This window comes from Sphingobium cyanobacteriorum (assembly GCF_030580935.1).
Taxonomy (GTDB): Bacteria; Pseudomonadota; Alphaproteobacteria; order Sphingomonadales; family Sphingomonadaceae; genus Sphingobium; species Sphingobium cyanobacteriorum.
In genome coordinates, this window is record NZ_JAUQOM010000003.1 from 281959 (window position 1) to 308820 (window position 26862).

The 26862-nt window shown below is 64.6% G+C and carries 26 protein-coding genes, 4 tRNA genes and 1 other RNA gene; 11 read left to right on the forward strand and 20 right to left on the reverse strand.

Annotated features, from left to right (window positions below; translation table 11 throughout):
• Positions 1-68: 68 nt before the first annotated feature.
• Genes Q4610_RS09760 through Q4610_RS09805 form a run of 10 tightly spaced genes read right to left on the reverse strand, consistent with a single transcriptional unit; the run spans position 69 to position 10059 of the window.
• Positions 69-1370 carry an MFS transporter gene (locus tag Q4610_RS09760; protein WP_304535754.1) on the reverse strand — a complete coding sequence of 434 codons (1302 nt, stop codon included), beginning with the start codon at positions 1368-1370 and terminating at the stop codon, positions 69-71.
• Complete coding sequence (locus Q4610_RS09765) at positions 1367-1993, reverse strand: retropepsin-like aspartic protease family protein (protein ID WP_304535755.1); 627 nt, start codon at positions 1991-1993, stop codon at positions 1367-1369. The genes Q4610_RS09760 and Q4610_RS09765 overlap by 4 nt, the downstream gene beginning before the upstream one ends.
• Complete coding sequence (locus Q4610_RS09770; protein ID WP_304535756.1) at positions 1993-2784, reverse strand: MBL fold metallo-hydrolase; 792 nt, start codon at positions 2782-2784, stop codon at positions 1993-1995. The genes Q4610_RS09765 and Q4610_RS09770 overlap by 1 nt, the downstream gene beginning before the upstream one ends.
• Positions 2781-3554 carry a TatD family hydrolase gene (locus Q4610_RS09775; protein ID WP_304535868.1) on the reverse strand — a complete coding sequence of 258 codons (774 nt, stop codon included), beginning with the start codon at positions 3552-3554 and terminating at the stop codon, positions 2781-2783. The genes Q4610_RS09770 and Q4610_RS09775 overlap by 4 nt, the downstream gene beginning before the upstream one ends.
• Before the next feature lie 19 nt (positions 3555-3573).
• The gene (metG, locus tag Q4610_RS09780) at positions 3574-5142 is read right to left on the reverse strand and encodes a methionine--tRNA ligase (RefSeq protein WP_304535757.1); all 1569 of its coding nucleotides are present in this window, start codon (positions 5140-5142) and stop codon (positions 3574-3576) included.
• 44 nt (positions 5143-5186) lie between these two features.
• The gene (locus tag Q4610_RS09785) at positions 5187-6155 is read right to left on the reverse strand and encodes an AAA family ATPase (protein ID WP_304535758.1); all 969 of its coding nucleotides are present in this window, start codon (positions 6153-6155) and stop codon (positions 5187-5189) included.
• The gene (gene tmk / locus Q4610_RS09790; RefSeq protein ID WP_304535759.1) at positions 6152-6778 is read right to left on the reverse strand and encodes a dTMP kinase; all 627 of its coding nucleotides are present in this window, start codon (positions 6776-6778) and stop codon (positions 6152-6154) included. Before tmk ends, Q4610_RS09785 begins: the two co-directional genes overlap by 4 nt.
• Positions 6775-7938, reverse strand: coding sequence for a D-alanyl-D-alanine carboxypeptidase family protein (locus Q4610_RS09795; protein WP_304535760.1), 1164 nt, complete (start codon positions 7936-7938; stop codon positions 6775-6777). Before Q4610_RS09795 ends, tmk begins: the two co-directional genes overlap by 4 nt.
• A 47-nt stretch (positions 7939-7985) precedes the next feature.
• Positions 7986-9026 (reverse strand): RlpA-like double-psi beta-barrel domain-containing protein, encoded by a 1041-nt coding sequence (locus Q4610_RS09800; RefSeq protein WP_425262545.1) that lies wholly within the window; start codon positions 9024-9026, stop codon positions 7986-7988.
• Positions 9010-10059: a lytic murein transglycosylase gene (locus Q4610_RS09805; protein WP_304535761.1), complete on the reverse strand. Its 1050-nt coding sequence runs from the start codon at positions 10057-10059 to the stop codon at positions 9010-9012. Before Q4610_RS09805 ends, Q4610_RS09800 begins: the two co-directional genes overlap by 17 nt.
• 131 nt (positions 10060-10190) lie before the next feature.
• On the opposite strand from Q4610_RS09805, the gene Q4610_RS09810 reads away from it, so the two are divergent.
• Together Q4610_RS09810 and Q4610_RS09815 are read left to right on the forward strand one after the other, a co-directional pair.
• A tRNA-Ser gene (locus tag Q4610_RS09810) sits at positions 10191-10280 on the forward strand.
• 87 nt (positions 10281-10367) lie between these two features.
• The gene (locus Q4610_RS09815; RefSeq protein WP_304535762.1) at positions 10368-10907 is read left to right on the forward strand and encodes a hypothetical protein; all 540 of its coding nucleotides are present in this window, start codon (positions 10368-10370) and stop codon (positions 10905-10907) included.
• Positions 10908-11085: 178 nt separating this feature from the next.
• On the opposite strand, the gene Q4610_RS09820 is transcribed toward Q4610_RS09815, so the two are convergent.
• The 3 genes from Q4610_RS09820 to tkt form a co-directional block, all read right to left on the reverse strand.
• On the reverse strand, positions 11086-12288 hold the full coding sequence (locus Q4610_RS09820) for a phosphoglycerate kinase (protein WP_304535763.1): 1203 nt from the start codon (positions 12286-12288) through the stop codon (positions 11086-11088).
• 257 nt (positions 12289-12545) lie between these two features.
• A complete protein-coding gene (gap, locus tag Q4610_RS09825) occupies positions 12546-13556 on the reverse strand; it encodes a type I glyceraldehyde-3-phosphate dehydrogenase (protein ID WP_304535764.1) in 1011 nt (336 codons plus the stop codon).
• Between the two features lie 32 nt (positions 13557-13588).
• On the reverse strand, positions 13589-15559 hold the full coding sequence (gene tkt / locus Q4610_RS09830) for a transketolase (RefSeq protein ID WP_304535765.1): 1971 nt from the start codon (positions 15557-15559) through the stop codon (positions 13589-13591).
• Between the two features lie 191 nt (positions 15560-15750).
• On the opposite strand from tkt, the gene Q4610_RS09835 reads away from it, so the two are divergent.
• The 5 genes from Q4610_RS09835 to Q4610_RS09850 all read left to right on the forward strand — a co-directional run bounded on the left by Q4610_RS09835 (position 15751) and on the right by Q4610_RS09850 (position 17345).
• Entirely contained in the window at positions 15751-15945 is a 195-nt protein-coding gene (locus Q4610_RS09835; RefSeq protein ID WP_304535766.1) for a hypothetical protein, read from the forward strand.
• Positions 15938-16273 (forward strand): cell division protein ZapA, encoded by a 336-nt coding sequence (locus tag Q4610_RS09840; protein WP_304535767.1) that lies wholly within the window; start codon positions 15938-15940, stop codon positions 16271-16273. The genes Q4610_RS09835 and Q4610_RS09840 overlap by 8 nt, the downstream gene beginning before the upstream one ends.
• Before the next feature lie 11 nt (positions 16274-16284).
• Positions 16285-16441, forward strand: a non-coding RNA gene (gene ssrS, locus Q4610_RS21800) — 6S RNA.
• An 89-nt stretch (positions 16442-16530) separates the two neighbouring features.
• The gene (locus tag Q4610_RS09845) at positions 16531-17112 is read left to right on the forward strand and encodes a 5-formyltetrahydrofolate cyclo-ligase (protein ID WP_304535768.1); all 582 of its coding nucleotides are present in this window, start codon (positions 16531-16533) and stop codon (positions 17110-17112) included.
• Positions 17109-17345: a DUF2842 domain-containing protein gene (locus Q4610_RS09850; protein WP_304535769.1), complete on the forward strand. Its 237-nt coding sequence runs from the start codon at positions 17109-17111 to the stop codon at positions 17343-17345. The genes Q4610_RS09845 and Q4610_RS09850 overlap by 4 nt, the downstream gene beginning before the upstream one ends.
• Positions 17346-17450: 105 nt before the next feature.
• On the opposite strand, the gene Q4610_RS09855 is transcribed toward Q4610_RS09850, so the two are convergent.
• The 3 genes from Q4610_RS09855 to Q4610_RS09865 form a co-directional block, all read right to left on the reverse strand.
• Positions 17451-17527, reverse strand: a tRNA-Asp gene (locus Q4610_RS09855).
• A gap of 82 nt (positions 17528-17609) precedes the next feature.
• Positions 17610-17686 (reverse strand) — tRNA-Asp (locus Q4610_RS09860).
• Positions 17687-17728: 42 nt separating this feature from the next.
• The gene (locus Q4610_RS09865; RefSeq protein ID WP_425262551.1) at positions 17729-18838 is read right to left on the reverse strand and encodes an AI-2E family transporter; all 1110 of its coding nucleotides are present in this window, start codon (positions 18836-18838) and stop codon (positions 17729-17731) included.
• 211 nt (positions 18839-19049) lie between these two features.
• On the opposite strand from Q4610_RS09865, the gene Q4610_RS09870 reads away from it, so the two are divergent.
• On the forward strand, positions 19050-19511 hold the full coding sequence (locus Q4610_RS09870; protein WP_304535870.1) for a hypothetical protein: 462 nt from the start codon (positions 19050-19052) through the stop codon (positions 19509-19511).
• A gap of 43 nt (positions 19512-19554) precedes the next feature.
• Here the strand turns inward: Q4610_RS09870 and Q4610_RS09875 are convergent, their stop codons facing one another.
• The 4 genes from Q4610_RS09875 to thyA all read right to left on the reverse strand — a co-directional run bounded on the left by Q4610_RS09875 (position 19555) and on the right by thyA (position 24290).
• Complete coding sequence (locus Q4610_RS09875) at positions 19555-20844, reverse strand: dihydrolipoamide acetyltransferase family protein (protein WP_304535771.1); 1290 nt, start codon at positions 20842-20844, stop codon at positions 19555-19557.
• Positions 20845-20850: 6 nt separating this feature from the next.
• Positions 20851-21855 (reverse strand): alpha-ketoacid dehydrogenase subunit beta, encoded by a 1005-nt coding sequence (locus Q4610_RS09880; protein WP_304535871.1) that lies wholly within the window; start codon positions 21853-21855, stop codon positions 20851-20853.
• A gap of 68 nt (positions 21856-21923) precedes the next feature.
• Positions 21924-23234, reverse strand: a complete 1311-nt coding sequence (locus Q4610_RS09885) for a 3-methyl-2-oxobutanoate dehydrogenase (2-methylpropanoyl-transferring) subunit alpha (protein ID WP_304535772.1) — start codon at positions 23232-23234, stop codon at positions 21924-21926.
• Between the two features lie 120 nt (positions 23235-23354).
• Positions 23355-24290 (reverse strand): thymidylate synthase, encoded by a 936-nt coding sequence (thyA, locus tag Q4610_RS09890; RefSeq protein WP_304535773.1) that lies wholly within the window; start codon positions 24288-24290, stop codon positions 23355-23357.
• Between the two features lie 160 nt (positions 24291-24450).
• On the opposite strand from thyA, the gene Q4610_RS09895 reads away from it, so the two are divergent.
• From Q4610_RS09895 to Q4610_RS09905, 3 genes are all read left to right on the forward strand, one after another.
• Positions 24451-24750 (forward strand): JAB domain-containing protein, encoded by a 300-nt coding sequence (locus Q4610_RS09895; RefSeq protein WP_304535774.1) that lies wholly within the window; start codon positions 24451-24453, stop codon positions 24748-24750.
• Between the two features lie 116 nt (positions 24751-24866).
• Positions 24867-24943: transfer RNA gene (locus Q4610_RS09900), tRNA-Pro, on the forward strand.
• Positions 24944-25217: 274 nt separating this feature from the next.
• Positions 25218-26852 (forward strand): TldD/PmbA family protein, encoded by a 1635-nt coding sequence (locus Q4610_RS09905; protein ID WP_304535775.1) that lies wholly within the window; start codon positions 25218-25220, stop codon positions 26850-26852.
• The last annotated feature ends 10 nt before the right edge of the window (positions 26853-26862 follow it).

Below are 26862 nucleotides of genomic sequence, written 5' to 3' on the forward strand. Positions count from 1 at the left end.
ATTATGTTAAATACACTATCTCGCGACAAACGCGTTTAGCTGTACCACTCGCTGTATCGCTTTATCGCCTAATCCTCCCGGATCAGACTATGTTTCGCGGTGTCGCGCATGCGGACATAGACGATCAGCGATATCCCGATCATCACCGTCACATAGACATAAAAGGCTTGCTCCATCCCGGCCTGCTTGAACCACAGCGCCACGAACTCGGCGGTGCCGCCGAACAATGTGTTGGCCAGCGCATAAGGCAGCGCCACGCCCAGCGCGCGGATATGCGCGGGAAACAGCTCGGCCTTCACCACCGCATTGATCGACGTATAGCCGGTCACGATCACCAGCCCCGCCATCACCAGCAGCCCCGCGACCAGCGGGTCTTTCGTCACCGCCAGCGTCGCGAAGATCGGATAGGTGCACAGCACGCCCATGACGCCAAAGCCGATCATCAACGGCTTGCGCCCGATCCGATCCGACAGCGCGCCCGCGACCGGCTGCAACAGCATGAACAGGAACAGCGTCATCGCATTGATCTGCGACGCGGCTTCCCGGCTCAACCCACTGGTATTCACCAGGAATTTCTGCATGTAGATGCTATAGGCATAAAAGGCGATCGTCCCGCCCGCCGTCAGCAGCATCACCGTCAGCGTTTCGCGCGGATGGCTGGTGATCAGTTCGACAAAGCCCGATTTGGGCGCGCCCGCTGCCTTGGCCACGGCAAAGCTCTGCGTCTCCGCCAGGCCCCGCCGCAGCCAGAAGACGACGACCGCCAACGCCCCGCCGATGAAAAAGGGTATGCGCCAGCCCCACTCGTCCAGTTGCGCTTCGGTCAGGGTCGCCTGCAACAGCAACAGCACGCAGATCGCCACCAACTGCCCGGCGATCAGCGTCACATATTGGAAGCTGGAGAAAAAGCCGCGCCGGTTCCTCCCTGCCATTTCCGACAGATAGGTCGCGCTCGCCCCATATTCGCCGCCGATCGACAGACCCTGCATCAACCGCGCCAGCACCAGCAGCAGCGGCGCGCCGACCCCGATCGTCTCATAGCCCGGCGTCACCGCGATCAGCAGCGATCCCGCGCACATCAGCGCAACCGACAGCGTCAGCCCGCTCTTGCGTCCATGGCGATCGGCATAGACGCCCATCAGCCACGCGCCGATCGGCCGCATCAGGAAACCGACCGCGAAAATCCCCGCCGCGCTCAGCAACTGCGCTGTGCGATCCCCGCTGGGAAAGAAATGCGGCGCGAAATAGAGGGTGAAGGCAGCATAGGCATACCAGTCATACCATTCGACCAGGTTGCCGGTGGACCCGCCGATAATGGCTTTCAGCCGCTGTCCCTGCGTCGGCGCGCCCGCATCCGTCACGACCGTCATGGCGTCAGCACCATTTCCCCATTTTGCACGCCCCAGCTTTTCAGGCGCGTCAGCATGTTCATGCCGATCACATTGACCTCGCCAAAGGCGGGCGACACCACCACCGGCAGGTCGCTGGCCCGGATCGGCCCGATGGCGAGCGTGGCGATGCTGGACTGCCTTGCCTCCACCTTGCCATTGGCGGTGGACAGGATGACGCCCGGCGCACCGACATCATAGTTCAGGCCCGCCGCCCGCGCCGTGCTGTCGGACAGCGCGGTGAAGGTCGCGCCGCTGTCGATCAGGAAGCGGGCGGGCGATCCGTTGATCGTTCCCTCCACCCAATAATGCCCGTCCTGCGCGATCGGAATCCGCAACGTCTCCCCTTCCGCGCGGGCGCGGGGCAGGGTGGCGGGCGCTTCGTCGGGCGAAACCGCCTCCCCCTCCTCCGCCCAGCGGCCGGTCAGATAGCCCTGCGTCTGCGCGAATTTGAACAGGCCGAGCAGGCCGGCGAAGATGGCGACCCACAGCAGCGCCATCTTGATCAGCCCGCCCCAGGCCAGCCGCCGTCCGATCAGGGCCGATGCGACCAGCATCAGCGCCAGCACATACCAGATGGTCGCAGCGGTCTGGTCCCCGTCCATCAGCCCCCCTGCTCGCTTGCGTCCAGCGTCACCACCATGCCGTCATAGCCCGGTTCCACGCCCTTGGGCAGGGTGCGGCAAAGCGTCGCATAATCCATGCTCTGGTCCATATGGGTCAGGATCGCGCGACCGGGCCGCGCCGCTGCGATCCCGTCCAGCGTCAGCGCCAGATGCGGATGGGTCGGGTGCGGCTTTTCCCGCAGCGCATCGACGACCCAGACATCCAGCCCGTCATAGAGCGCCAGCATGTCCGGAGTGAGCGCATGGAAATCGGTCGCATAGCCGATCGATCGGCCGCCATGGCTGAAGCGGAAGCCGGTGGAGAAGATATCCCCATGCGGCTGGTCGACGCAGGCAATGTCGATATCGCCGATCCGCAATCCGTCCGGCAGGACATGGCCGTCGATCGTGGGATGATAGCCGTTCCGCCCCTCGAACGCATAGGCGAAGCGTTCACGCAGCAGTTTCAGCGTCTGCGCCCGCGCATGGCCCGGCACCGGGGTACGGCGGTGATGATAAAGCTGGCGCACATCGTCCAGCCCATGGCTGTGATCGGCATGGTCATGGGTCCACAGGATCGCGTCGATCTGGATCACGTCCGCCGCCAGCAACTGCGCGCGCATGTCGGGGGACGTATCCACCAGAATGCGGGTGGTCGCGCTTTCGATCAGGATCGATACGCGCGTCCGCCGGTTTTTCGGCTCGGCGGGATCGCATGTCCCCCAGTCATTGCCGATGCGCGGCACCCCCGAAGAGGTGCCGCAGCCCAGGATGGTCAGCTTCAGGCTCATGCCGCCTTGCTGAACAAGGTGCGGAAATTGGCCGATGTCGCCGCCGCCAGCGTGTCGATGCTCTCGCCCCGCATGTCGGCCAGGAACCGCGCGGTATCGGCGACGAAGGCCGGCTCGCAGGACTTGCCCCGATGCGGCACCGGCGCCAGGAACGGCGAGTCCGTTTCCACCAGTAGCCGGTCGATCGGCAGCCGCGCCGCCGTTGCCTGCAAATCCTTGGCGCTCTTGAAGGTCACGATGCCTGAAATGCTGATGTAGAAGCCAAGGTCGATCGCCGCGTCGGCAAAGGCGCCGCTGGCGGTGAAGCAGTGGATGACGCCCGAATAGGCCCCCTTCCCCATTTCGTCGCGCATGATGGCCAGCGTGTCCTCCTCCGCGTCGCGGGTATGGACGATCAGCGGCAGGCCCGTCTCGCGGCAGGCGGCGATGTGGGACCGGAAACTCGCCTGCTGCCGGTCGCGGTCGCTATGGTCATAATAATAATCCAGGCCGGTTTCGCCGATGCCGACAACGCGGGGATGCGCCGCCCGCTCAACCAGCTTGGCGGTGTCGACATGGGGATGCTCGTCGGCCTCATGCGGGTGGATGCCGACCGTCGCCCACACGTCCGGTTCCCGCACGGCGGTATCCAGCACCGCGTCCCACTCGCTTTCGCGCGTCGCGATGTTCAGCATCGTCCCCACGCCGCGTGCCCGCGCGCGCTCCAGCACATGGGCCTGATCCTCGATCAAGCCCTTGTAATTCAGGTGACAATGGCTGTCGATCAGCATGGGGTTTGGCGACATGGCCTCAAACATCCTCCGCTGGCAGTTCCAGGCGCGGGAAAAGCGGCCTGGGCGCGGCCAGGACGAAATCGCTTTCCGCCAGCGGCGAATACCAATGGTCGCCGATTGCCGCATAGCTGCGCTTGTCGGCCGGCACGCCCATATGGTCGAGCAGCGCGGTGGCGCTTGCCGGAATGACCGGCAGGATCGCGACCGCCAGTTGCGCGATGGCGATATAGAGCGTCGCCAGCACCGTCTCCATCCGCCCGGCATCGGTCTTGCGGAGCGCCCAGGGTGCCTGCGCGTCGATATACTGGTTGCACGCGAAGCAGGCGCGCAGCCACGCCTCGATCGCGACGCTCGGCGCAAGGTCGGCGAAGGCGGCCGGCATGTCGGTGCGGATCGTCCGGTCGAGCAGCGCGAACAGATCGCCATCCGCCGGGTCATGGCCGTGGATCGCGGGCAGGTAGCCGTCCAGATTCTTCGCGATGAAGCTCAAGGTCCGCTGCGCCAGATTGCCGAAGGCATTGCCCAGATCGCTGTTGGACCGCTGGACGATCGCCTCCGCGCTATAGCTGCCGTCATTGCCGAACGTGACTTCGGACAGCAGGAAATAGCGGAGCTGATCGACACCGAAGCGGTCGGCCAGTTCCATCGGATCGGCGACATTGCCCAGCGATTTCGACATCTTCTCGCCGCGGTTGAGCAGGAAGCCATGGCCGAAGACCTGTTTGGGCAGCGGCAGCTTCGCGCTCATCAGGAAGGCCGGCCAGTAAACCGTATGAAAGCGCACGATATCCTTGCCGATGATATGGGTGATATCGCCACTCTCGGCCCAATAGCGCGCCATCCGTTCCGCATCGTCGGGATAGCCGCAGCCGGTGAGATAATTGGTCAGCGCATCGACCCACACATACATGACATGGCCGTCCGATCCGGGCACCTGCACGCCCCAGTCGAAGCTGGTCCGCGATACGCTGAGGTCGCTCAATCCGCCCTCGACGAAGCGCAAAATCTCGTTGCGGCGGCTGTCAGGCTGGATGAAACCGGGCTGGTTTTCGTAGAGCGCCAGCAGCCGGTCCTGATAGGCCGACAGGCGGAAGAACCAGCTTTCCTCGACCGTCCATTCGACCGGCGTGCCCTGGGGGGACAGCTTGATGCCCCCTTCCCCCTCAGTGATTTCCTTCTCGTCGTAAAAGGCTTCGTCGCGAACCGAATACCAGCCCTCGTAGCGGCCCAGATACAGGTCGCCATTGGCCTCCATCGCCTGCCAGATCGCCTGGCTGGCGCGATGATGGTCTGGCTCGCTGGTGCGGATGAAACGATCATAGCTGATGTTCAGCCTGTCGTTCATATCCTTGAAATAGGACGCCATTTCGTCGGCCAGTGCGCGCGGCTCCATGTCCCGCGCCCGCGCCGTCTGCGCCATTTTCAGCCCATGTTCGTCGGTGCCGGTCTGAAAGAACACGTCGCGGCCCGCCATTCGCTGGAACCGGGCGACCGCATCGGTGGCGATCACTTCATAGGCATGGCCGATATGCGGCCGGCCATTGGGATAGGAAATGGCGGTGGTGATGGTGAAGGGCTTGGACATGGGATTTTCCCTAGCCGCACTTCGCCCTGCCGCAAAGCCGCTTTTCAGCCCTTCGGCGCCAGGGCCGCGACATGTCCCGCCAGTTCGAACACGACCGCCGCCGGATCGAGCGACAGGATCACCGCGCCGCCCGCCAGATGCCGGGCTTTCTCCCAATGGTCCAGCGCGGTGCCCAGCGCCGGTCCCTGCCGCGTCCGCGCCGCCTGCGCGATGAAGGCGGGGGCACGCTCCAGAAATGCCTCGTAACGCGGCCTGGCCGACTTGAGCGCCAGCGCCTTGGCCAGCGCCAGCCGCTGGCGATTGCCCGGATCGCCCTGCGTCGCCAGAGCGTTCAGCATCTGCTCGATCTCCGACAGGTTGAGGCCGGCAAAGCGCAGCGCCTGCCCCGGCGATCCCCCGCCCGCCCGCACCAGGGCGTCGATCTCCTGCGGCGCAAGCGTCTCGTCATGCGCCTTCAGCACCGCGCGCATCGTCGCCGCGTCCAGCGGATCGAAGCGCAACGTGCGGCATCGCGACCGGATCGTCGGCAACAACCGCCCCGGCGCATGGCTGACCAGCAGGAACAGCATGTCGGCCGGCGGCTCCTCCAGCGTCTTGAGCAGCGCGTTGGCCGCGCCCCGCTCCAGATCGTCGGCGCTGTCGATCACCACCACCCGGCGCTGCGACAGCGACGGGGCGGAATGGATCAACCGCGCCAGCCCGCGCACCTGGTCCACGCTGATGTTGCGGGCGGTGCCGGTTTCCCGCTCCAGCGGCGCCAGTTCGGCATAGTCGGGATGGGCGGCCGCCTCGATCAGGCGGCGGACCGGGTGACTTTCCGGCACGGCCAGCCCGTCGTCCTCAATCGCCGGCCCCGCCGCATCCGCCAGCAGCCGCAGCGCCAGCGCGCGCGCGAAACTGCCCTTGCCGATCCCTTTCGGCCCGGCAAAGATCCAGCCATGATGCATCCGCCCGCTGCGCGCGGCGGCGATCAGGGTCCGGGCCTGCGCGTCATGGCCCAGGATCGTCGTCATGGCAGCAGATCAAACAATTGAGGCAACAGCCGAGCAGTGACCGCATCTGGCGATCCGGTCGCATCAATAATGCGGAACCGGGCCGGTTCATCACGAGCCATATGAGCAAATGCTCGCGACACACCTCGATGAAATTCGATATTCCGGCCACCGATTCTATCGGTTAGCTCACCATCACGCTTTCGAGTTCGTTCATTCGCTTCCGACAGTCCGACATTCAGCAGCAAAGTCCGATCGGGCAGGAACCCCTCGCTCCCGATCCGGTGCAATGCCACGATGTCGGCGTCGGTCAATTCCCCCTGCCCCTGATAGGCCCGACTGGAATCGAGAAAGCGATCCGAGATCACCCACGCCCCCCGCGCCAGCGCCGGCCGGATCGTCTTTTCGACATGATCGGCCCGCGCCGCCGCGAACAGCAACGCTTCGGCACGCGCGCTCCATCGGTCCGCGCCTCCGGTCAGCAGCAGCGTGCGGATCGCCTCCGCCCCCTCGCTGCCGCCCGGTTCGCGCGTTTCGACAACGGTGATCCCGCGCGCGCGCAACGCCGCCGCCAACGCGCGGATCTGGGTGGATTTACCCGCGCCCTCGCCGCCTTCCAGCGTGATGAACCGGCCCTGCGTCAAGCGAAGAGCGACTTCAGCCCGTTCCACAACCGGCCGAAAATCCCCGCTTCGGCCACATCTTCACCCGCGACCAGCGGCATGATCTGCGGCGGCGTGTCGGCGGTCTGGACGATCAACTGGGCAATCTGCTGCCCCTTGGCGATCGGCGCCTTGATCGGGCCGGTATAAACGACCTTCACCTGCATGTTGGCCGATGCCGTGCGCGGCAGGGTGACGGCCAGATTTTGCGGCGCCACCAACGGCACGCTGGTCGCGCTGCCCAGTTGCACGTCCGCCGTTTCGACCGTCTGCCCCTTCTTGAACAGCGGCTGCGCCTTCCACGCGCGGAACCCCCAATCCATGAAGCGCACCGATTCGGTGATGCGGCTGTTGAAGGTCGGCAGACCCGCGACCACCATCACCAGCCGGCGACCATCCTGTTCGGCCGACCCGGTAAAGCCGAAACCGGCCTCTTCGGTATGGCCGGTCTTGAGGCCATCGGCGCCAGCGATCTTGCCCAGGATCGGATTGCGATTGCCCTGCGCGATATCCGCGCCGCCCATCGTCTTGCCCCAAGTAAAGGAGCGGGTGGCATAGAATTTTTTGTAGAGGTCGGGCGTTTCCTCGATCGTCGCCTGCGCCAGCCTGGCCAGATCTTCGGCCGTTACATAAGTCACGCCTTCGTCCGGCCAGCCATTGCTGGTGCCGAAATGGCTGTTCTTCAGGCCCAGCCGCTTGGCTTCCTCGTTCATGGCGGCGACGAAGGCCTGCTCCGTGCCGGAAATCCCTTCGGCCAGCACGACGCAGGCGTCATTGCCGGACAAGGTGACGATGCCGTGCAGCAGATTTTCGACCGACACCTGCTCGCCGACCGACAGGAACATGGTCGACCCCGCCTGCGGCCCATGCCATTGCTGCCAGGTTTCCGGGCGCACCGTGAATTTTGTGTCCAGCTTCAACTCGCCCTTCTGGATCAGGCGGAAGGCGACATGCGCGGTCATCATCTTCGCCATGGAAGCAGGCGGTATCCGCGTCTCTCCCCCCTTGTCATAAAGGACCGCGCCCGATGACAGATCCTTCATATAGGCGATCGGCGCTTCGCTGGTGTAGGGCGGCGCGGCCGCGATCAGCGGCTGGGCCAGCAGCCCGGCGGCAAGGAGGACTGCAACGCTTTTCTTCATCGGAAAACTGCCTTCGAACAAATGGAATCGCTCATCGAACGCGATATCTATCGCGCGTCATTAGCCATGATGCGGCTATTCTCAAAGCCTTTGGCCGCCGCCGCACGCACACCGGCCTGCGCCGCCTGCTGCGTGGGATAGGGGCCAAGCCGCACGCGCCACACCCCGCCGGCCTGCTCGACCCGCGCGCCCAGGCTTCTGGCCAGCGCCTGTGCCCGCGGCGCGGATGAAAAGGCGCCGACCTGCACGACATAGCCGCCCGTTCGGGCCGGTGCCGCTGCGGGCACGGGCTTTGGAGCGGACATGGCTGGAGTGGAGATGGCAGGAGTGGAGATGGCAGGAGTGGAGATGGCTGGGCCGGGCCGGACCACAGGCCTGGCGGCAGGCGTGTCGAACGCAGCGCCCGGCCGGCTGGCAATCGGGGGCGACGGGCGAGCCACCATCGGCCTGGGCTGCGTCGCGACCGGCGCCTTGGCAGGCACGGCGGGCGGCGTCGGCTTTGCCACTGCGACGCTCCCCGTCGGTGCCAGCTTGCCCCGCAAGACTTTCAGCAAGGCCGCCGGGGTTTCCAGTCGCTCGGCCGCCTGACCATGGCCCCGCAGCACCGCGCGTTCCTGTTCCGGCGGATTGACCCGCCGCACCCGCACCGCCGCCGCGCCCTGCCCAGCCACGCCCAGTTGCGCCATCGCGCCGGGCGACAGGGCGATCAACTGATCGTTGCGCATCGGTCCGCGATCATTGACCCGCACCAGAATCGTCCGTCCGCTGTCCAGCGCCGTCACCTCGGCATAGCTGGGGAGCGGCAGCGTCTTGTGCGCGGCGGTGATCGCGGCAGGCATGAAGGCTTCGCCGGTCACGGTTGCGCCACCCTGGCTCCCTTCCCGCGCCTCGCCGGCATAGCCGACTTCGTCATAATAGAGCGGATCGGCGGGCGTATAGGTCGTGCCGCCGACGCCAAAGGGTTCGCCCAGCATCACCGGCCCGTCCGCGACCATGGCGGGCGGTTGCGGCTGCGCCAGCACAGCGCCCCCGCTTCCCGCCATCAGCATCATGACGGCAACCGCCGCCCCCTTATTGTTTGACAGCATCCGCCAGCAATCCCACCGACAAGGCATAGAAGTTGGAACAATTATAATCCAGGATCGCCCGATAATTGCTGGTCAGCAGATAGGCGGTCTTGCCCGGCCCGTCCGGTTCCAGCAGGGTCGCCATCATCCCGTCCGCCGGCCAGACCCCGCTATTGGGAAAGATGCCCAGCTTGCGCCATTCCGCCATCGTCAGCCAGCGACTATGCCGGTTGAACACGCGCGGGCAGCGCGCCGGTTCGGTCCTGGCGGCGACGCCGGCCCGGTTGAACCCGGCCGGCACGCTTACCGCCACGCCCCATGGCTGGCCGCGCCGCCAGCCCGACTGGACGAAATAATTGGCGATCGACGCCAGCGCATCGGCCTCGCTGGTCCAGATGTCCGCCCGTCCATCGCCATCGCCATCCTTGGCGACGCGCAGATAGACAGATGGCAGGAATTGCGGATAGCCCGTCGCGCCCGCCCAACTGCCGACCAGCCGGCTGCGCGGCACGCCATTGTCCAGCATCTTGAGCGTGGCGAGCAGTTCCGGTTCGAACAGCGCCCGCCGCCGTCCTTCATGCGCCAGCGTGGCGAGCGACCGGATCAGGTCGAAATCGCCGGTATAGCTGCCATAATTGGTTTCATGGCCGTAGATCGCGACCATGATCTCCTCCGGCACGCCCGTCTCCGCCTCGATCCGGGCAAGCCGCGCCCGGTTCGCCTGATAGGCGACACGCCCCCGGCTGATCCGTGCGGCGTCGACATGTTGCCGGCGATAGGGTTCGAAATTGGGGATCGGCGAATAGGCCCCGCCGCCCGGCTGGCTCTGGTCAAGCTGGATCACGCGCGGATTAGGCGTCAGCGACGGAAACACGCTGTTCAGCGTGGCGTCGCGAATGCCCATCGCCCGCGCCCTGGGCCGCAGGCTTTCCAGATAGGCACGAAAATCCGCGCCATCCTGCGCCTGCGCGGGACCAACGGCCAGGCTGCCGCCGGTAACGACAGCCAATCCAAGCAGCAATGACAGGACGGACGAACGCAAAGAATCTCCCATGGCCCCTATGTTGCACAGGCAACGCGGCAGGTGAATCCCCTTCTTGCCGCCGGAGCACGGAAGGCGACGAACCGAAGCATGCATGATTTAGGGCTTGGCAAGTCGGCGTGGCGCGCTAGGAAGCGGGCAACGGAAGTGTGGCCGAGTGGTTTAAGGCAGCGGTCTTGAAAACCGCCGTGGGTTTACGCTCACCGTGGGTTCGAATCCCACCGCTTCCGCCACCTTTTTGGCGAGAGGATGAACCCGCCGATTTAGGGAAATGGGAGCATATGAGGCGTCTTGTAAGCAGCGTTGCGGTTGGATGCCTCATGGCTTGCGCCACTTCTGCGTTAGCAAAAGACGATTTTCCTGCGAATGTGACAATCGCCAAGGACAAGACCATCGAGACAATAGATTGGTCCTTCCCGATTGAGCGCCCCTTGGAATTTTCGCGCATCAAACGCTGCGTCGCGACGAATATACATGATGATGAAGTGCAGCTTCGTGACAGCGCCGGATCATGGGTCGGCCCTGCAACGGGGCATTATTATCAGCGCGACAATCGTGGCACGGCCCAGGCGCGTGAGACATTCGCTCTGGTTGATGATAAAAGCCAGTTCTTGATCGCCCACGGGCAGACAGACAAAACTTCAGGTCTTTCGGGCTGGATCATCCGGTTCGATTTGGAAGCCGGGCTTGAGCAAGGCCGTGTGATTTTGACGATGCGAAACCTGAAACTTGCGGCAAGCAGCAGCGGATCGCTTGCCAATGACGGCTTTCAACCTTTGGGAAGCTGGTATCGGTTCAAGTCCAACTATGCGGCACTTGATGCCGTTGCCTCCACAGTCAAATCCTGCATCGTTCAGTAGCCAGGCTGGGCAACCATCCGCCTGCATGCCCCGGCCGGGCGCCCAACTGCCGCCGGCACGGCAGCAGCGCCACCCGCAAATTGCCCGCCATGGGGGCGCTGGATGGCCTGGCCTGCAAACGGAATGCAACATGGCGTTGAACGGGACAGCCGGCAATCGGCTGTCCCCCTGGTGTCATTCAGCCCAGCAGCGCCTTGACGCCGGGCAGATCCTTGCCTTCCATCCATTCCAGGAAAGCGCCGCCCGCTGTCGAAACGAAGGTGAAGTCGCCCGCCGCGCCGGCATGGTTCAGCGCCGCCACCGTGTCACCGCCACCCGCCACGGAAACAAGCTGCCCTTCCCTGGTCAGCGCCGCAGCCGTCCTGGCCAGCGCCACGGTCGCCGCATCGAAAGGCGCGATCTCGAATGCGCCCAGCGGGCCGTTCCACACCAGCGTCCGACAGTTTTTGAGCGCATCACCCAATGCCTCGACGGCGGCCGGGCCGACATCCAGGATCATTTCGTCCTCCGCGACCTCATGCACGTTGCAGGTGCGGACTGACGGCGGATTAGCCGCGAATTCCTTGGCCACCACCACGTCATAGGGCAGGTGGATGATGCATCCAGCCGCTTCGGCCGCCTCGAAAATCGCTTCGGCCGTGTCGCTCAAATCCTTTTCGCACAGGGATTTGCCGACATCCACGCCGCGGGCATAGAGGAACGTATTGGCCATGCCGCCGCCGATGATCAGGTGATCCACCTTGGTGACGAGGTGGTTGAGCACATCGAGCTTGGTCGACACCTTCGCACCGCCCACGACCGCCGCGACCGGATGGACCGGCTCGCCCAGCGCCGCCTGCAACGCATCCAGTTCCTTTTCCATCGATCGGCCGGCAAAGGCGGGCAAGGCGCGCGCCAGTCCTTCGGTCGATGCATGGGCGCGATGCGCGGCGGAAAAGGCATCGTTGACATACAGGTCGGCGATTGCCGCCATCGCCGCGACCAGCGCGGGGTCGTTCTTTTCCTCGCCGGCGTGGAAACGGGTATTTTCCAGGATCGCGATATCGCCCGGACGCATCACCGCGATGCCGTCGATCGCGGCCTGCCCCTGGCAGTCGGGAATGAACTGCACCTCACGCCCCAGAACCTGGGTCAGCGGGCGGGTGATCTTGCTGAGCGAATATTCCGGGTTCTTCTGCCCCTTGGGACGGCCGAAATGGGCCAGGATCAGCACCTTGGCGCCGCGATCGGCCAGTTCCAGCACGGTGGGCATCGCCGCGCGCAGGCGCGTATCGTCACTGACGGAGCCATCCTGCATCGGCACGTTCAGATCTTCGCGCACCAGCACCACCTTGCCGGTGATGTCGCCCATGTCGTCGAGCGTCTTGAAGGGCTTGGTCATGTCTTTTCCCCTGATCCTGAATGTGGCATCTGCCTGACACATTCCCTTCGTCATGGCGAGCGCAGGAAAGCCATCCATGTCCCGCCGGTGGATGGCTCCGCTGCGCCTGTCATGACGCGCAATGCAAAGTCGGTTGAATGGACATCATCCCGACGAAGGCCGGGATCTCTCTTCTTTTCCCGTGTGGGGAAGAAAGCGAGATCCCGGCTTCTGCCGGGATGACGAAAAAGGGGACAGGTTGCCCTGTCCCCCGGATATTACAAAAACTTCGCGACGACGCCGCTGGTGTCGATCATGCGGTTCGAGAAACCCCATTCATTGTCGTACCAGCTCAGCACGCGCACCAGCTTGCCTTCGATGACGGCCGTTTCCAGGCTGTCGACGGTCGAGCTGCGCGGATCGCTGTTATAGTCGATCGACACCAGCGGCTCGTCCGAATAGCCCAGCACGCCCTGCAAGGGGCCGGATTCCGATGCGGCCTTCAGCAGGCTGTTGACTTCCTCGACCGTGGTGTCGCGGGTCGGGATGAACTTCAGGTCGACAACCGAAACGTTCGGGGTCGGCACGCGCACCGACGATCCATCCAGCTTGCCCTTCAGCGCAGGCAGAACCTCGCCCACGGCGCGGGCGGCGCCGGTGGTGGTCGGGATCATCGACAGGGCGGCGGCGCGGGCGCGGCGCATGTCCTTGTGGATCTGGTCCAGCGTGTTCTGATCATTGGTATAGCTGTGGATGGTGGTCATGAAACCGCGCTCGATGCCGATCGCGTCATTCAGCACCTTCGCCAGCGGGGCGAGGCAGTTGGTGGTGCAGCTTGCGTTGGAAATCACCACATCATCGGCGGTCAGGTCGCCATGGTTGACGCCGAACACGACCGTCCGGTCCACGCCGGTGGCGGGTGCGGAGATGATGACGCGCTTGGCGCCTGCGGTCAGATGTGCGCTGGCCTTGGCCTTGTCCGCGAAAATGCCGGTGCATTCCAGGGCGATTTCCACACCCTGGGCCGCATGAGGCAGCTTGGCGGGGTCGCGTTCGGCGGTGACGGCGATACGCTTGCCGTCGACGACCAGGAAATCGCCATCGACGCTGACATCGCCCTTCCAGTTGCCATGCACCGAATCCCGCTTGAACAGCAGGGCGTTGGACTTGGCATCGCCCAGGTCGTTGATGCTGACCAGTTCCAGGTCATGGTCGGTGCGCGAGAGGATGGCGCGCGCCACCAGGCGGCCGATACGTCCGAAACCGTTAATTGCTACCTTCGTTGCCACTGCACTAGCCTCCTTAAGGTGTTGGTATTCGATCAATTCTTGTTAAGCGCGGCCACGATTTGCGGCACGATCTTCGCGGCGGTCAGGCCGAAATGATCGTAGAGCGCTTCCGCCGGGGCCGACGCGCCGAAGCTGTCGATGCCAAAGCGCAGGCCGGCGATGCCGGTATGGCGTTCCCAGCCGAAGGTCGTGCCCGCCTCGATCGACACGCGCAGCACATGATGCGGCAGCAGGTCGTCCTTGTAAGCCTTGGGCTGCGCCTCGAAATGCGCCCAGCTTGGCATCGACACGACATCGGCGCCGATGCCCTGTTCTTCCAGCGCCCTGGCGGTATCGACCGCGATCTCGACTTCGGAGCCGGTGGCGATCAGCACGACCTTGCGATCGGCGCTGGCGGCGCGCAGGCGATAGGCGCCCCTGGCCGACAGATTTTCGCTCTTTTCGGTGCGCAGTTGCGGCAGGTTCTGGCGGGTCAGCGCCAGCACGGACGGGCCGGTCGCATCCTTCAGCGCCAGTTCCCAGCATTCCGCCGTCTCGACAATGTCGGCGGGGCGGTACACGTCCAGGTTCGGGATCATGCGCATCGACATGACATGCTCGATCGGCTGGTGCGTCGGGCCATCCTCGCCCAGGCCGATGCTGTCATGGGTCAGCACATGGATCACCCGCTGCTGCTGGAGCGCGGCGAGGCGGATGCCCGCGCGCATATAGTCGGAAAAGACCAGGAAGGTGCCGCCATAGGGGATCACCCCGCCATGCAGCGCCATGCCGTTCATCGCGCAGGCCATGCCGAATTCGCGGATGCCATAATAGACATAGCGCCCCGCATAATCGTCCTTGGTCAGCGGGCCGGTCGACTTGGTCTTGGTGTTGTTCGATCCGGTCAGGTCCGCCGAACCGCCCAGCGTTTCGGGCAGCAGGTCGTTGATCGCGCCCAGCGCCAGTTCGCTCGCCTTGCGGGTCGCGACCTTCTGCGGATTGGCGATCAGGCTGTCGATATAGGCTTCGAGCGAGAAACCGATCGGCAGGTCGCCGGCCATGCGGCGCGAAAACTCCGCGCCTTTCTCGTTGCTTGCAAGCCGATCTTCCCATGCTGCGCGCATATCCGCGCCCTTGGCGCCGATCGCCTTCCACGCGGCGGCGATATCCGCGGGAATGACGAAAGGCTCAGCGGTCCAGCCCAGAAATTCGCGGGCGGCCGCGACCTCATCGGTGCCCAGCGCGGACCCATGGACGCCCGACGTGCCCGCCTTGTTCGGCGCGCCATAGCCGATCTTGGTGGCGCAGGCGACGATCGAGGGGCGCGGATCGGCGACCGCTTCCGCCAGCGCGCGGCGTACATCGGCAACATCATGGCCGTCGCACGACACCACATGCCAGCCGGTGGCGGCATAGCGGGCGAGCACGTCCTCGCTGCTCGACAGGTCGACCGCGCCGTCGATGGTGATCTTGTTGTCATCCCACAACACGATCAGGCGGCCCAGGTTCAGGTGGCCGGCCAGACCGATCGCCTCATGGTTGATGCCTTCCATCAGGCAGCCGTCGCCCGCGATCACCCAGGTACGATGATCGACCAGATCGTCGCCGAACTGGGCGTTCAGATGCCGCTCGGCAATCGCCATGCCAACGGCGGTGGCCAGGCCCGATCCCAGCGGGCCGGTGGTCGCTTCCACGCCTGCCAGCTCGAAATTTTCAGGATGGCCGGCGCAGGGGCTGTGCAACTGGCGGAAATTGGCGATGTCCTCGATGGTCGGGCGCGCATAGCCGGTCAGGTGGAGCAACGAATAGATCAACATCGATCCATGCCCCGCCGACAGGACGAAACGGTCGCGATCGGCCCATTTGGGCTGGGTCGGATCGAATTTCAGGAAGTCGCCGAACAGCACAGTCGCGACATCCGCCATGCCCATCGGCATCCCCGGATGCCCGCTGTTGGCGGCTTGCACGGCGTCCATGGACAGCGCCCGAATGGCGTTGGCGAGCGACTTTTCGGAAACGGTCATCAGGGCTGGCGTCTTTCCTGCACGGGTAAAGCGGTTCGGCCCGCGCGCAGGCGGGCGAGTCGAGATCGCGCCCCCTTTGTCGCGTCAAGTCCCATGCGTCAACCGCGCGTCGTCCCAAAACCGCCGCATATCGCCGTTCCCTGCTGCAAAGACCGCTTTTGCCAAAGGGCGAGTTCCGCTATGACCGACCGATGGCAAGCGACCGAATGATGCAGGCAATCGGCACGCTGGAGCGTGCGGTCAGCCGGCTTGAGCAGGATGTGGCCCAGCGTGCGGAGGTGATGCCGGCCAATCCTTCCCCCGCCCTGGACCATGGCGCCGCGCGCGCCGCGCTGCGATCTCTGGACGATCTGATCGACACGCTGAAGGGCAATGGTCATGGCTGAAACCATGTTGCAGATCATGGGACGGCATTATCCGATCCGCTGCCGCGACGGGGAAGAGGCGCATCTCCAGCACCTTGCCGGCCTGATCGAACAGAAGGCCCGCGACGCACAGCAAAACTCACCGGGCATGACCGAAGTACGCAGCCTGCTCTTTGCGGCGCTGTTCCTGGCCGATGAAGTCAACGAATTGAAGCGTGAAGCCGCCGGACGACAGAGCCAGCTTCCCCTGAGCGACGAGGACGAACCGGCCGCCCGCGCGGTGGAGGCGCTGGCGGCCCGGATAGAAAAGCTGCGCGAGCGGCTTGCCGTGGGCGCCGCGCACGCCTAGATTGAATGCGACGGGCACTGCGCGGTACGAGCTTTAGCGAACATCCCTGAGGCGATAATCACATCCAAGGGGGCTGTCCCTGGGCGGGTCTTGGCCCGTTCTACATGGTCCCCACCTGACGTTGAGGCGTCAGAGGATATTCCAGCACACGGCCGAGGCGGTCCCGTCACCCTTTCCTTTCGCCGCTGCGCACCTCATATGGCCCGGCGCTCCCGCTTCCGCAGGAGCGCGACAATCCTTGATCAAGCGGAATGAAGATGAGCGACGAACAGCCCGACAAGACCAGCCTGCGCGCCATCGCGCGGCAGCGGCGGCGCGCTTTCGTCGCCGCGCTCGATCCGCTGGCCCACCGGCTGGCATTCAAGGCGATCCCGTCCCCCCTCGCCCGCCGCATCGCGGACGCGCGCGTGGTGGCGCTGTATATGGCGCTGGATGATGAGGCGCCGGCGCAACGCATGGCTGCACAGCTCCTGACAATGGGCAAGACCATCGCCCTGCCCCGCGTCCTCGATCGGCTGGGCAGCATGGATTTCCTCGCCTGGGATCCCGAATCCACGCTGATCCCCGGCCCGTTCCGCACCAGCCATCCCGAACCGGGCGACGGGCCGGTAACGCCCGATGTCATCATCGCCCCACTGGTCGGATTCGACCGCATGATGAACCGGCTGGGTCAGGGCGGGGGCTATTATGACCGCAGCTTCGCCCGCTATCCCGACGCCCTGCGCGTCGGGCTGGCCTGGTCCGCGCAGGAGATGGACGCGCTACCGGCCGATCCGTGGGACTTGCCGCTGCATGTCATCATGACCGAAGTAGAACTGATCGAGGGGGACGAGGCATGAGCATCGATCCGCGCCATTATCATCAACCAAGCTGGCGCAAGCCGGTGGGCATGTTGACGATTATCGGCCTCATCATCGCTTGGGCGGTAATGGTGGCCAGCCTGTCGGGCCTGATCGGCACCTTGCCGGTCTGGGCGCAAACCCCCGTCTATGTCGTGCTGGGGATCGTGTGGATCTGGGTCTTGCCGCTCCGGCGGCTGCTTGCCTGGATGGAAACCGGGCGCTGGCGCTGACGATCATCCTGTCTTTTGCATGACCGGGCAGGCCGGACCCATGCTTTGGCGCCATGCCATCAAAGACACATCATCCTGGAGAAATCACTTTCCGGTCAGGGAAAGTGGCGCGAGTGACGGGGCTCGAACCCGCGACCTCCGGCGTGACAGGCCGGCACTCTAACCAACTGAGCTACACCCGCGCAGGGTGGCATCTTTCGCAGCCTCGTGGCCGCCAGACGATGCGGATCTTCTACACCATATCCACCTTCCGGTCAGGGAAAGTGGCGCGAGTGACGGGGCTCGAACCCGCGACCTCCGGCGTGACAGGCCGGCACTCTAACCAACTGAGCTACACCCGCGTTTGGTGTGGAGCCGCCGTCTATGAGCGTCCGCCGATGCTGTCAACCGTCCGCAACATCAGTTTCATCTTTCTCCGCATTTTCTTTGCGCGGCGCGACCGTCAACGTCCCCTGCTCGAACAGGAAACCGGCAATATCGGGCGTTCCCGCCGCCGAAATCACGGTTTGCAGGATGATCAGCAACGGCACCGCCAGCAACGCGCCCGGCGTCCCCCATACCCAGCCCCAGAAGGTCAGCGAGACGAGAATCAGCAACGGATTCATCGTCAGCCGCCGGCCCAGCAGCATCGGCGTGATGACATTCGCCTCGACCAGATGGAAACCGACCTGCAACCCGGCGGGCAGCAGCGCGACATAGACATCGTCGAACACCATCAACCCGCCCAGCCCCAGCAGCACCGCCGCCAGCATCGGCCCGAAATAGGGCACGAAATTCAACAGCGCGACGATGCCGCCCCACATCAGCGGCGACGGCATCCCGATCAGCCACAGCGCCACCGCCACCGCCAGCCCCAGGCAGATATTGATGGTGGCGATGGTGATGACATAGGCCGATGTGGCGTCGACCACATTCTGGATCACCCGCGCCACTGCCAGCGCGCCGTCGAAACTGCCCCGGCTGTTGATCGTGCGGCGGCGCAGCTTGGTCCAGCCGGCCAGGAAGAAATAGATGATCAGCAGCGCGAACACCATCTGGATGATCGCCGACGGGGCGGATGTCGCGGCGAACTGGAGCAGCGATCGCGGCGCATCCACCGCCGCCGTCTGCGCCGCCGCCACCGGCCCGGTCGCCAGCATCTGCACGGTTTCATCCACGAACCGCTGGAGGCTGGCATAGAAATCGATCAGCGGCGCCAGGTTCGCCTGAATCTGCGGCAACCGCTGGGGCAGGATGCGGAACCAGTCGGTCGCCGGCACGATGATCAGCACGAGCGCGGTATTGGCGACCATCAGGAACCCGACCACCGCCATCAGCGCCGCAAGGCCCGATGGGATGCCGCGCCGCTCCATCCATTCGAGCAGCGGCACCAGCGCGATCGCGATCACCAGCGCGGCCGTCAGCGGTAGGAAGAATTCGGACCCCGCGCGCAGGGCGAAGGGCAGCGCCAGCATCAGCCCGATGCCCGATGTCAGCGCGATCGACGCCAGCAGCCGGTCACGCCGCCGGTTGATCTCGGTCTGGTCATTGTTGATCACGCGCGCCTGATTCCCTTTTCGTTCGCATCGGTGTGCGACGGCGGCGCAGGGGCGTCAATTTACAATGCGGTCAACCCTGCCGCCACGTAGAGAAAACAGCGCCTTAACCAAATATTCGTGCTCACCGGGGTAGAAGGGACATGGGGACGCAAGAACGGGGATAATGATGAATCAGGCGCTCTTGGCGCTGGCCGGCCTTGCCGCGACGCAGCCGGCCTTGGCCCAGCCGGCGATGCGGCTGGACAGGCAGATATTCGTGGAAAAGGTGACGACCGATATCAACGGCCGGTCACGCCGCCTGCTGGCGATGGCGGATCGCGCCGCGCCCGGCGAAACCGTCGTCGTCATCCTCAACTGGCGCAATCAGGGCACCCGCCCGGTGCGCGGCTTTGCCCTCACCCGCGCGATGCTGGGCGGGGCCAGCCCCGATCTCACCGATCCGGCGGTGCAGGTGTCGATCGACGGCGGCAGTCACTGGAGCCGCTTCGACCAGCTCTGGCTCCCGACCCCGCTCGGCGGCGTCCGCCGCGCTGTCGCCGACGATGTGACCCATATCCGCTGGCTGCTGCCCGACACGGCCGCGCCGGGCCAGGCGGGCCGCCTCAGCTATCGCGCGACGGTGCGCTGACGATATCCCGTGCTCGCCGGGCAGGCGGCGGCCTCTTGGCCCCTCAATCCACGAACAGGAAGGCTGGCGCCTCCAGCAGCTTGCGGACCGCCTGCACAAAGCTGGCCGCGTCCCAGCCATCGACGACACGGTGGTCGCAACTGATCGACAGGTTCATCAGCTTGGCCGCGACGATCTCCTTGCCGCGGAACACCGGGCGTTCAATCACGCGGTTGGGACCGATGATCGCGACTTCCGGCCGGTTGATGACCGGGGTGGTCGCGATCCCGCCGAGCGGCCCCAGCGACGTCAGCGTCAGGGTGGAGCCGGACAGCTCCTCCGACTTTGCCTTGCCGGTGCGCGCGGCGTCGGCCAAGCGGCGGATTTCGCTCGCCAACTGCCACACATTGCGGTCCTGCGCATCGCGGATCACCGGCACCATCAGCCCCGCATCGGTCTGTGTCGCCATGCCCAGATGCACCGATCCATGGCGCGTCACCACGCCCGCCTCATCATCATAGCGGGCGTTGAGCATCGGAAAGTCGGGCAGCGCCCTGCACAGCGCCACGATCAGCAGCGGCAGCATGGTGAGCTTGGGCCGGTCCCCGCGCCCCGCGTTCAATTGCTCGCGCAGCGCCTCCAGCGCAGTGACGTCGATTTCCTCGACATAGGTGAAGTGGGGGATATGGCGCTTGGACGCGGCCATATTCTCCGCGATGCGGCGGCGCATGCCGATGACCTTGATCTGCTCGTCCGCGCGTTTTGCGGAGCGCCCGGCGGCGCGATAGCCCTGCCCCTGACCGTAGAGCAGATAGGCGTCGAGATCGGCGTGCCGGATATGGTCGCCCGCCGGTTTGACCTGTGACAGGTCGACGCCCAGTTCCTTTGCGCGCGCGCGGACGGCAGGAGATGCGAGGATGGGCTGCGCTTCAACGCCGTGTTCCTGCGCAGGCAGGCGCACGGGGTCGACAGGCCCGGCTTCTGAACCCTGGACTCCTGCTTTCGCAGCAGCACGGGCTTCCTCGACAGGCGCCGCTTCCTCTATCGCCGCCTCGCCCGGCACCTCCGCCTCGATCACCTCGACCGAAGGCATGGGCGCGGCGACGGCCTCGCCCTCCACCTCGATCTCGACCAGCATCGCGCCGATCGAAATCTGATCGCCCGGCTCGCCGGCCAGCCGCACCACGGTCCCGGCGACCGGACTTTCCATCTCGACCGTCGCCTTGTCGGTCATCATGTCGGCGATCGGCTGGTCCTCCTCGACCCGGTCGCCGACCTGAACGTGCCAGCCGACGATCTCGGCCTGGGCGATGCCTTCGCCGATATCCGGCAGCTTGAATGTGAACAGCGCCATGACTGGTCAGTCCTTCATGATCTTGTTGATAGCTTCGCGGATACGCACCGGGCCGGGGAAATAGGCCCATTCCAGACTGTGCGGATAAGGCGTGTCAAAGCCCGTGACCCGCGCGATCGGCGCTTCGAGATGATAGAAGCAGCGTTCCTGCACCTGTGCCGACAGTTCCGCGCCGAACCCGCTGGTCCGCGTCGCTTCATGCACGATCAGGCAGCGGCCGGTTTTCTTGACCGACGCTTCGATCGTGTCGATGTCGAGCGGCACCAGACTGCGCAGGTCGACGATCTCCGCGTCGATGCCCAATGTCCTGACCGTATCTTCCACGACATGGACCATCGTGCCGTAACACAGGATGGTCAGCGCCTCCCCGGCCCGCGCGATCCGCGCCGTGCCCAGCGGGATGCGATAATAGCCGGTCGGCACCTGCGCGTCCTTATGCCCCGCCCAACTGGTCGCAGGCGTGTCATAATGGCCGTCGAACGGGCCGTTATAGATGCGCTTGGGTTCGAAGAAGATGGTGGGATCATTATCCTCGATCGCGGCGATCAGCAGCCCCTTGGCATCATAGGGGGTGGACGGGATCACCGTCTTGATCCCCGAACAATGGGTGAAGATGCCTTCGGGCGACTGGCTGTGCGTCTGGCCGCCGAAAATGCCCCCGCCAAAGGGCGACCGCACCGTCATCGGCGCGATGAACTCGCCCGCCGACCGATAGCGCAGCCGCGCCGCTTCGGACACAAGCTGGTCCAGCGCGGGATAGATATAGTCGGCAAACTGGATTTCCGGCACCGGGCGCAGACCATAGGCGCCCATGCCCACCGCCACGCCGATAATCCCGCATTCGGTGATCGGGGTGTCGAACACGCGGTTCTTGCCGTGCTTTGCTTGCAGGCCCGCGGTGGCGCGGAACACGCCGCCGAAAAAGCCGACATCCTCGCCCATCACGATAACCGTGGGGTCGCGTTCCATCATCACGTCCATGGCGCTGTTGATCGCCTGGATCATGTTCATATGCGTGACGTCGGAAGGGTTTTCCTGTTCCATGATCTCGCTCACAGCGTCCGGTTCGATCGCTTCGCTCACAGTCCCGCCGCCTTCCATTCGTCCAGCATCTGTTGCTGTTGTTCCTTCAGGTGCCAGGGCATGTCCTCGAACACATCCTCGAACAGGCTCTCCATCGGATGGTGCAGGCCGTGGCCAAGGATGCCGTTCTTTTCCGCCTCGCGCGCGGCGTCACGGACCAGTTCGGCCAGTTCCTTGTCCATCGCGGCGTGGCGTTCCTCGTCCCATATGCCCAGGCTGATGCAATGCTGCTTCAGCCGGGCGATGGGATCGCCCAGCGGCCACAGGCTGCTTTCCTCGGCGGATCGGTAAGCGGTCGGATCGTCCGACGTGCTATGCCCTTCCACGCGATAGGTGAAATGTTCGATCAGCGTCGGCCCGGCATTGGCGCGCGCCCGGTCGGCGGCCCAGCGGGTCGCGGCATAGACCGCCAGAATATCGTTGCCATCGACTCGCAGGCCGGCAATGCCATAGCCCACGGCGCGCGCGGCGAATGTCGTCGCCTCGGCCCCGGCAAAGCCTGAAAAGCTGCTGATAGCCCATTGATTGTTCACTACATTCAGGATCACCGGCGCGCGATAGACGCTGGCAAAGGTGCAGGCCGAATGGAAGTCGCCCTCCGCCGTCGACCCCTCACCGCACCAGGTCGCGGCGATCCGCGTATCGCCCCGTGCCGCGCTCGCCATCGCCCAGCCCACGGCCTGGGGATATTGGGTGGTCAGGTTGCCGGAGATCGAGAAGAAGCTCGCCTCCCGCGACGAATACATGATCGGCAACTGGCGGCCTTTCAGCCGGTCGCCGGTGTTGGAATAGATCTGGTTCATCATGTCGACCAGCGACCAGTCGCGGGCCAGCAATATGCCCTGCTGGCGATAGCTGGGGAAACACATGTCGTCATATGCCAGCGCCAACGTCGCGCCGATCGACACCGCCTCCTCGCCGGTCGATTTCATGTAGAAACTGGTCTTGCCCTGCCGCTGGGCGCGGAACATGCGTGCGTCAAAGGCACGGGTCAGCGCCATGTAGCGCAGCATCCGCAACAGCGTTTCGGGTGGCAGCTTGGGGTTCCACGCGCCGACCGCCGCGCCATGTTCGTCCAGCACCCGGATCAGGCCATAGGCCATCTCGCGCATCTCGGCGGGCTGGGCCGTCTCGTCCGGGCGGGGTGCGGCATCAGCGGCGGGAATGTCGAAATGGGTGAAGTCGGCGCTCTCGCCGGGGCGCGCGGGCGGCTCCGGCACATGCAGGCGCAGGGGCGGCAGGTTGCGCCCCGCCTGCCCGTCCCCTGCCTGCCCGTCAACACCGCCTGATCCGGTCGGATCGCTCATCCTGCCTCCTATGATGCATTGCAATAATATTGCTTTACGCAGATACTATATTTCAGCACCAGAAAAAGGCAAGCCTTCCTTACCCATTTTTTGATTTTAGCTGTACCACTCGCTGTATCACTAGACGGCGACAGGCGCGGAAATATGGGATTGCGGCGCATAATCGAGCACGTCGAAATCTTCGATCGCATAATCGAAAATGGAGGATGGCCGCCGCCTGATCCGCAATTTCGGCGCGCCGGACGGGATGCGATTCATCTGTTCCTCGACCAGATCGGCATGGTTCAGATACAGGTGAACGTCGCCCCCTTGCCAGACCACCTCGCCCGGCTCCAGGTCGCATTGCTGCGCCAGCATCCGGGTCAGCATCGACAGCCCGAAAATGTTGAAGGCAAAGCCCAGCCCCAGGTCGCAACTGCGCTGGAACAACAGGCCGTTCAGCTTTCCGTTCGACACCTGGAACTGATAGGTCATGTGGCAGGGTGGCAACGCCATCTGCGGCACTTCCGCGACATTCCAGCCGGTGAACAGCAACCGGCGCGATCCCGGCGTCGTGCGAATCGCCTCGACCAGTTCAGCGATCTGGTTGCGGCCCTTTTCCGCCTTGCGGTAAAGCCCCTCGCCCACCGGCTCATAGAGTGGCCAGTTCACCCATTGCGCGCCATAGACCGGACCCAGATTGCCCCAGCGCGCCGCGAAATCATCATCCCCCACGATGCGCATCTCGAACGTGTCCCGGTCCAGATCCTCGCCCGTCGCCCGGCGATAGGCGTCGAGCGGCCAGTCGGTCCAGATATGCACCCCCTGTCGCACCAGTTCGCGGATATTGGTGTCCCCGGTCAGGAACCACAGCATCTCGCGCGCGGCGACCTTCCAATAGACCCGCTTGGTGGTCAGCAACGGCACCGCCTCGTCCGCCAGCGAAAAGCGCATCGTCGCGCCCAATATGGATCGGGTGCCGACCCCGGTGCGGTCGATCCGTTCGTCGCCATGGCGCCAGATGTGCCGCATCAGGTCGATATATTGCTGTTCATAATGGGGGATGCTGTCGGTCAAGGCGTGGTCCTGCGCTTGCGAGTCTGGTTGCTCCGGCTGTAGCCGAGCGGGGACCGCGCGCCAATCTTGCCGTCATAATGGCGCGATCGGGCCGGCCATTCCTCCACTATGGACCGGCCTCCCCCTCCCGCCTGCCGCTGTCGCCCGTCACAATCCCGTCATGACCCAGGATGGCGGACATCTGATCGCGCTGCTCGATGACCATTGGCGTCCCCGCCAGCTATGGCCGTTGCGACAGGAATGGCGACCGCTGCTCCAGCGCCTGCTGGCCGACGAAGGCAGTTGGATCGCCCTGCTGCAAAGCCGCGCGCCGCAGGAATCCCCGCTGCCCCGCCCGACCGACATCGCCCTGACCCGCGCCCTCGCGCGCAGCCTGCGCCCGCTCGACCTGCGCCTGGCCGATCATGTGATCGAAGCCGGCGCCGCCCGCTTCAGCTTCCGCGCGGCGGGCCTGCTCTAGCCTCCGTCCGGGCGGCGGTAAAAAAAGCGTCATTGCCGCTTGCCAGCCCGGAAAGCCCTCTCTATAGGCGCACTCCTGCCTTACGGGGCCGCTCGCAAGGCGGTTTCGGCATCGGTCGGGGAATAGCTCAGCCTGGTAGAGCACTGTCTTCGGGAGGCAGGGGCCGGAGGTTCGAATCCTCTTTCCCCGACCACATGATTCATACTGACATATGACGCAAAATCAGCGGGATGGCCTGGCCATCACCGCCGATTTTGCGTGTCCGCGCGTCTCCGTTCGACCAGATATTTTCGACAGATGACATGTGTCGAAACGATGGCTGCCGTTCTTGCGCGCTTGTAAAAGATGTTTGACCCCGCCCCCCTGGATAGCGATGATCAGCCTTATCAAACGGATACAGATATTTTGCTGTGTCCCGACATAATCCGACCCGCAGGGCGCGGGCATGGTCAGGCAGGAGACTTACCTTGCATAGACGCGATTTTCTGGCCTTCGGGGCCGCCGGTGTGGGCGGCCTCGTCCTCCCCTCCATGTTCGGCCGGGTCATCGCCGCCGAAGAACTGGGCAACGCCATCGACGTGGCGGTGAAGAAAAGCCTGGCCGACACCGCCATGAACGCCGCCAGGGGTGCGGGCGCATCCTATTGCGACGTGCGCGTGGGCCGCTACCTGCGCCAGTTCGTCATCACCCGCGAACGCAATGTCGAAAATATCGTCAACACCGAATCGAGCGGCGTCGGCATCCGCGTGATCGCCGATGGCGCGTGGGGCTTTGCCGCCACCAACGACATGACCGCCGACGCCGTGGCGAAGGCCGCGCAACAGGCCGTCGCCATCGCCAAGGCCAATGCCCCGGCCCAGAGCGCCCCCGTTCAGCTCGCCCCGACGAAAGGTGTGGGCGAAGTCCGGTGGAAAACGCCGATCGTCAAGAACAGCATGGACGTGCCGATCAAGGACAAGGTCGCGCTGCTGATGGATGTCAACGCCGCCGCCATGGATGCGGGCGCGGACTTCATCCGCTCCATCCTGTTCCTGGTCAATGAACAGAAATATTTCGCCAGCACCGACGGCAGCTATATCGACCAGGACGTGCACCGCATCTGGGCGCCGGTCGAAGTCACCGCCGTCGACAAGGCCAGCGGCAAGTTCCGCACGCGCGAAGGCCTGTCCGCGCCGATGGGTCTGGGCTTTGAATATCTGGATGGCGCGGCGTCGGGCAAGACCGTGCTGCCCAACGGCGTCACCGTCTATGGCAACAGCTATGACATGAAGGAAGATGCCGTCGCCGCCGCCAAGCAGGCGCGCGCGAAGATCAAGGCGCCATCGGTCAAGCCGGACAAATATGATCTGGTGCTCGACCCGTCGCACACCTGGCTGACGATCCATGAATCGGTCGGCCATCCGCTCGAACTCGACCGGGTGCTTGGCTATGAAGCCAATTATGCCGGCACCAGCTTTGCCACCATGGACAAGCTGCAAAGCCGTTTCCAATATGGCAGCGACAAGGTGAACATCGTCGCCGACAAGGTGCAGCCGGGCAGCCTGGGCGCGGTCGCCTATGACGATGAAGGCATCAAGACCAAGAAGTGGGATCTGATCCGTGACGGCAAGCTGGTCGGCTATCAGGCGATCCGCGACCAGGCCCATATCGAGGGCAAGGCGGCGTCGGATGGCTGCGCCTATGCCGATAGCTGGTCCAACGTCCAGTTCCAGCGCATGGCCAACGTGTCGCTGGAACCCGGCAAGACCAGGCAGAGCGTCGCCGACATGATTTCCAATGTGGAGGATGGCATCTACATCATCGGCGACGGCAGCTTCTCGATCGACCAGCAGCGCTACAACGCCCAGTTCGGCGGCCAGCTCTTCTACGAGATCAAGAATGGCAAAATCGGCCAGCAGATCGAGGATGTCGCCTACCAGATCCGCACCCCGGAATTCTGGAATGCGTGCGTGGGGGTATGCGACGCCAGCGACTATCGCCTGGGCGGCTCCTTCTTCGACGGCAAGGGCCAGCCGGCCCAGGTCTCCGCCGTGTCGCACGGGTCATCGACCGCGCGCTTCAACGGCATCAACGTCATCAACACCGCCCGTTCGCTCGGCTGAGGGGAGACAA

Excerpts from the sequence above, each read along its gene's own strand:
- Q4610_RS09760 (WP_304535754.1), bottom strand. The coding sequence starts at position 1,370 with ATGACGGTCGTGACGGATGCGGGCGCGCCGACGCAGGGACAGCGGCTG.
- Q4610_RS09765 (WP_304535755.1), bottom strand. The coding sequence starts at position 1,993 with ATGGACGGGGACCAGACCGCTGCGACCATCTGGTATGTGCTGGCGCTG.
- Q4610_RS09770 (WP_304535756.1), bottom strand. The coding sequence starts at position 2,784 with ATGAGCCTGAAGCTGACCATCCTGGGCTGCGGCACCTCTTCGGGGGTG.
- Q4610_RS09775 (WP_304535868.1), bottom strand. The coding sequence starts at position 3,554 with ATGCTGATCGACAGCCATTGTCACCTGAATTACAAGGGCTTGATCGAG.
- metG (WP_304535757.1), bottom strand. The coding sequence starts at position 5,142 with ATGTCCAAGCCCTTCACCATCACCACCGCCATTTCCTATCCCAATGGC.
- Q4610_RS09785 (WP_304535758.1), bottom strand. The coding sequence starts at position 6,155 with ATGACGACGATCCTGGGCCATGACGCGCAGGCCCGGACCCTGATCGCC.
- Q4610_RS09795 (WP_304535760.1), bottom strand. The coding sequence starts at position 7,938 with ATGAAGAAAAGCGTTGCAGTCCTCCTTGCCGCCGGGCTGCTGGCCCAG.
- Q4610_RS09800 (WP_425262545.1), bottom strand. The coding sequence starts at position 9,026 with ATGCTGTCAAACAATAAGGGGGCGGCGGTTGCCGTCATGATGCTGATG.
- Q4610_RS09805 (WP_304535761.1), bottom strand. The coding sequence starts at position 10,059 with ATGGGAGATTCTTTGCGTTCGTCCGTCCTGTCATTGCTGCTTGGATTG.
- Q4610_RS09815 (WP_304535762.1), top strand. The coding sequence starts at position 10,368 with ATGGCTTGCGCCACTTCTGCGTTAGCAAAAGACGATTTTCCTGCGAAT.
- Q4610_RS09820 (WP_304535763.1), bottom strand. The coding sequence starts at position 12,288 with ATGACCAAGCCCTTCAAGACGCTCGACGACATGGGCGACATCACCGGC.
- tkt (WP_304535765.1), bottom strand. The coding sequence starts at position 15,559 with ATGACCGTTTCCGAAAAGTCGCTCGCCAACGCCATTCGGGCGCTGTCC.
- Q4610_RS09835 (WP_304535766.1), top strand. The coding sequence starts at position 15,751 with ATGGCAAGCGACCGAATGATGCAGGCAATCGGCACGCTGGAGCGTGCG.
- Q4610_RS09840 (WP_304535767.1), top strand. The coding sequence starts at position 15,938 with ATGGCTGAAACCATGTTGCAGATCATGGGACGGCATTATCCGATCCGC.
- Q4610_RS09845 (WP_304535768.1), top strand. The coding sequence starts at position 16,531 with ATGAGCGACGAACAGCCCGACAAGACCAGCCTGCGCGCCATCGCGCGG.
- Q4610_RS09850 (WP_304535769.1), top strand. The coding sequence starts at position 17,109 with ATGAGCATCGATCCGCGCCATTATCATCAACCAAGCTGGCGCAAGCCG.
- Q4610_RS09870 (WP_304535870.1), top strand. The coding sequence starts at position 19,050 with ATGAATCAGGCGCTCTTGGCGCTGGCCGGCCTTGCCGCGACGCAGCCG.
- Q4610_RS09875 (WP_304535771.1), bottom strand. The coding sequence starts at position 20,844 with ATGGCGCTGTTCACATTCAAGCTGCCGGATATCGGCGAAGGCATCGCC.
- Q4610_RS09880 (WP_304535871.1), bottom strand. The coding sequence starts at position 21,855 with ATGAACATGATCCAGGCGATCAACAGCGCCATGGACGTGATGATGGAA.
- Q4610_RS09885 (WP_304535772.1), bottom strand. The coding sequence starts at position 23,234 with ATGAGCGATCCGACCGGATCAGGCGGTGTTGACGGGCAGGCAGGGGAC.
- Q4610_RS09895 (WP_304535774.1), top strand. The coding sequence starts at position 24,451 with ATGACCCAGGATGGCGGACATCTGATCGCGCTGCTCGATGACCATTGG.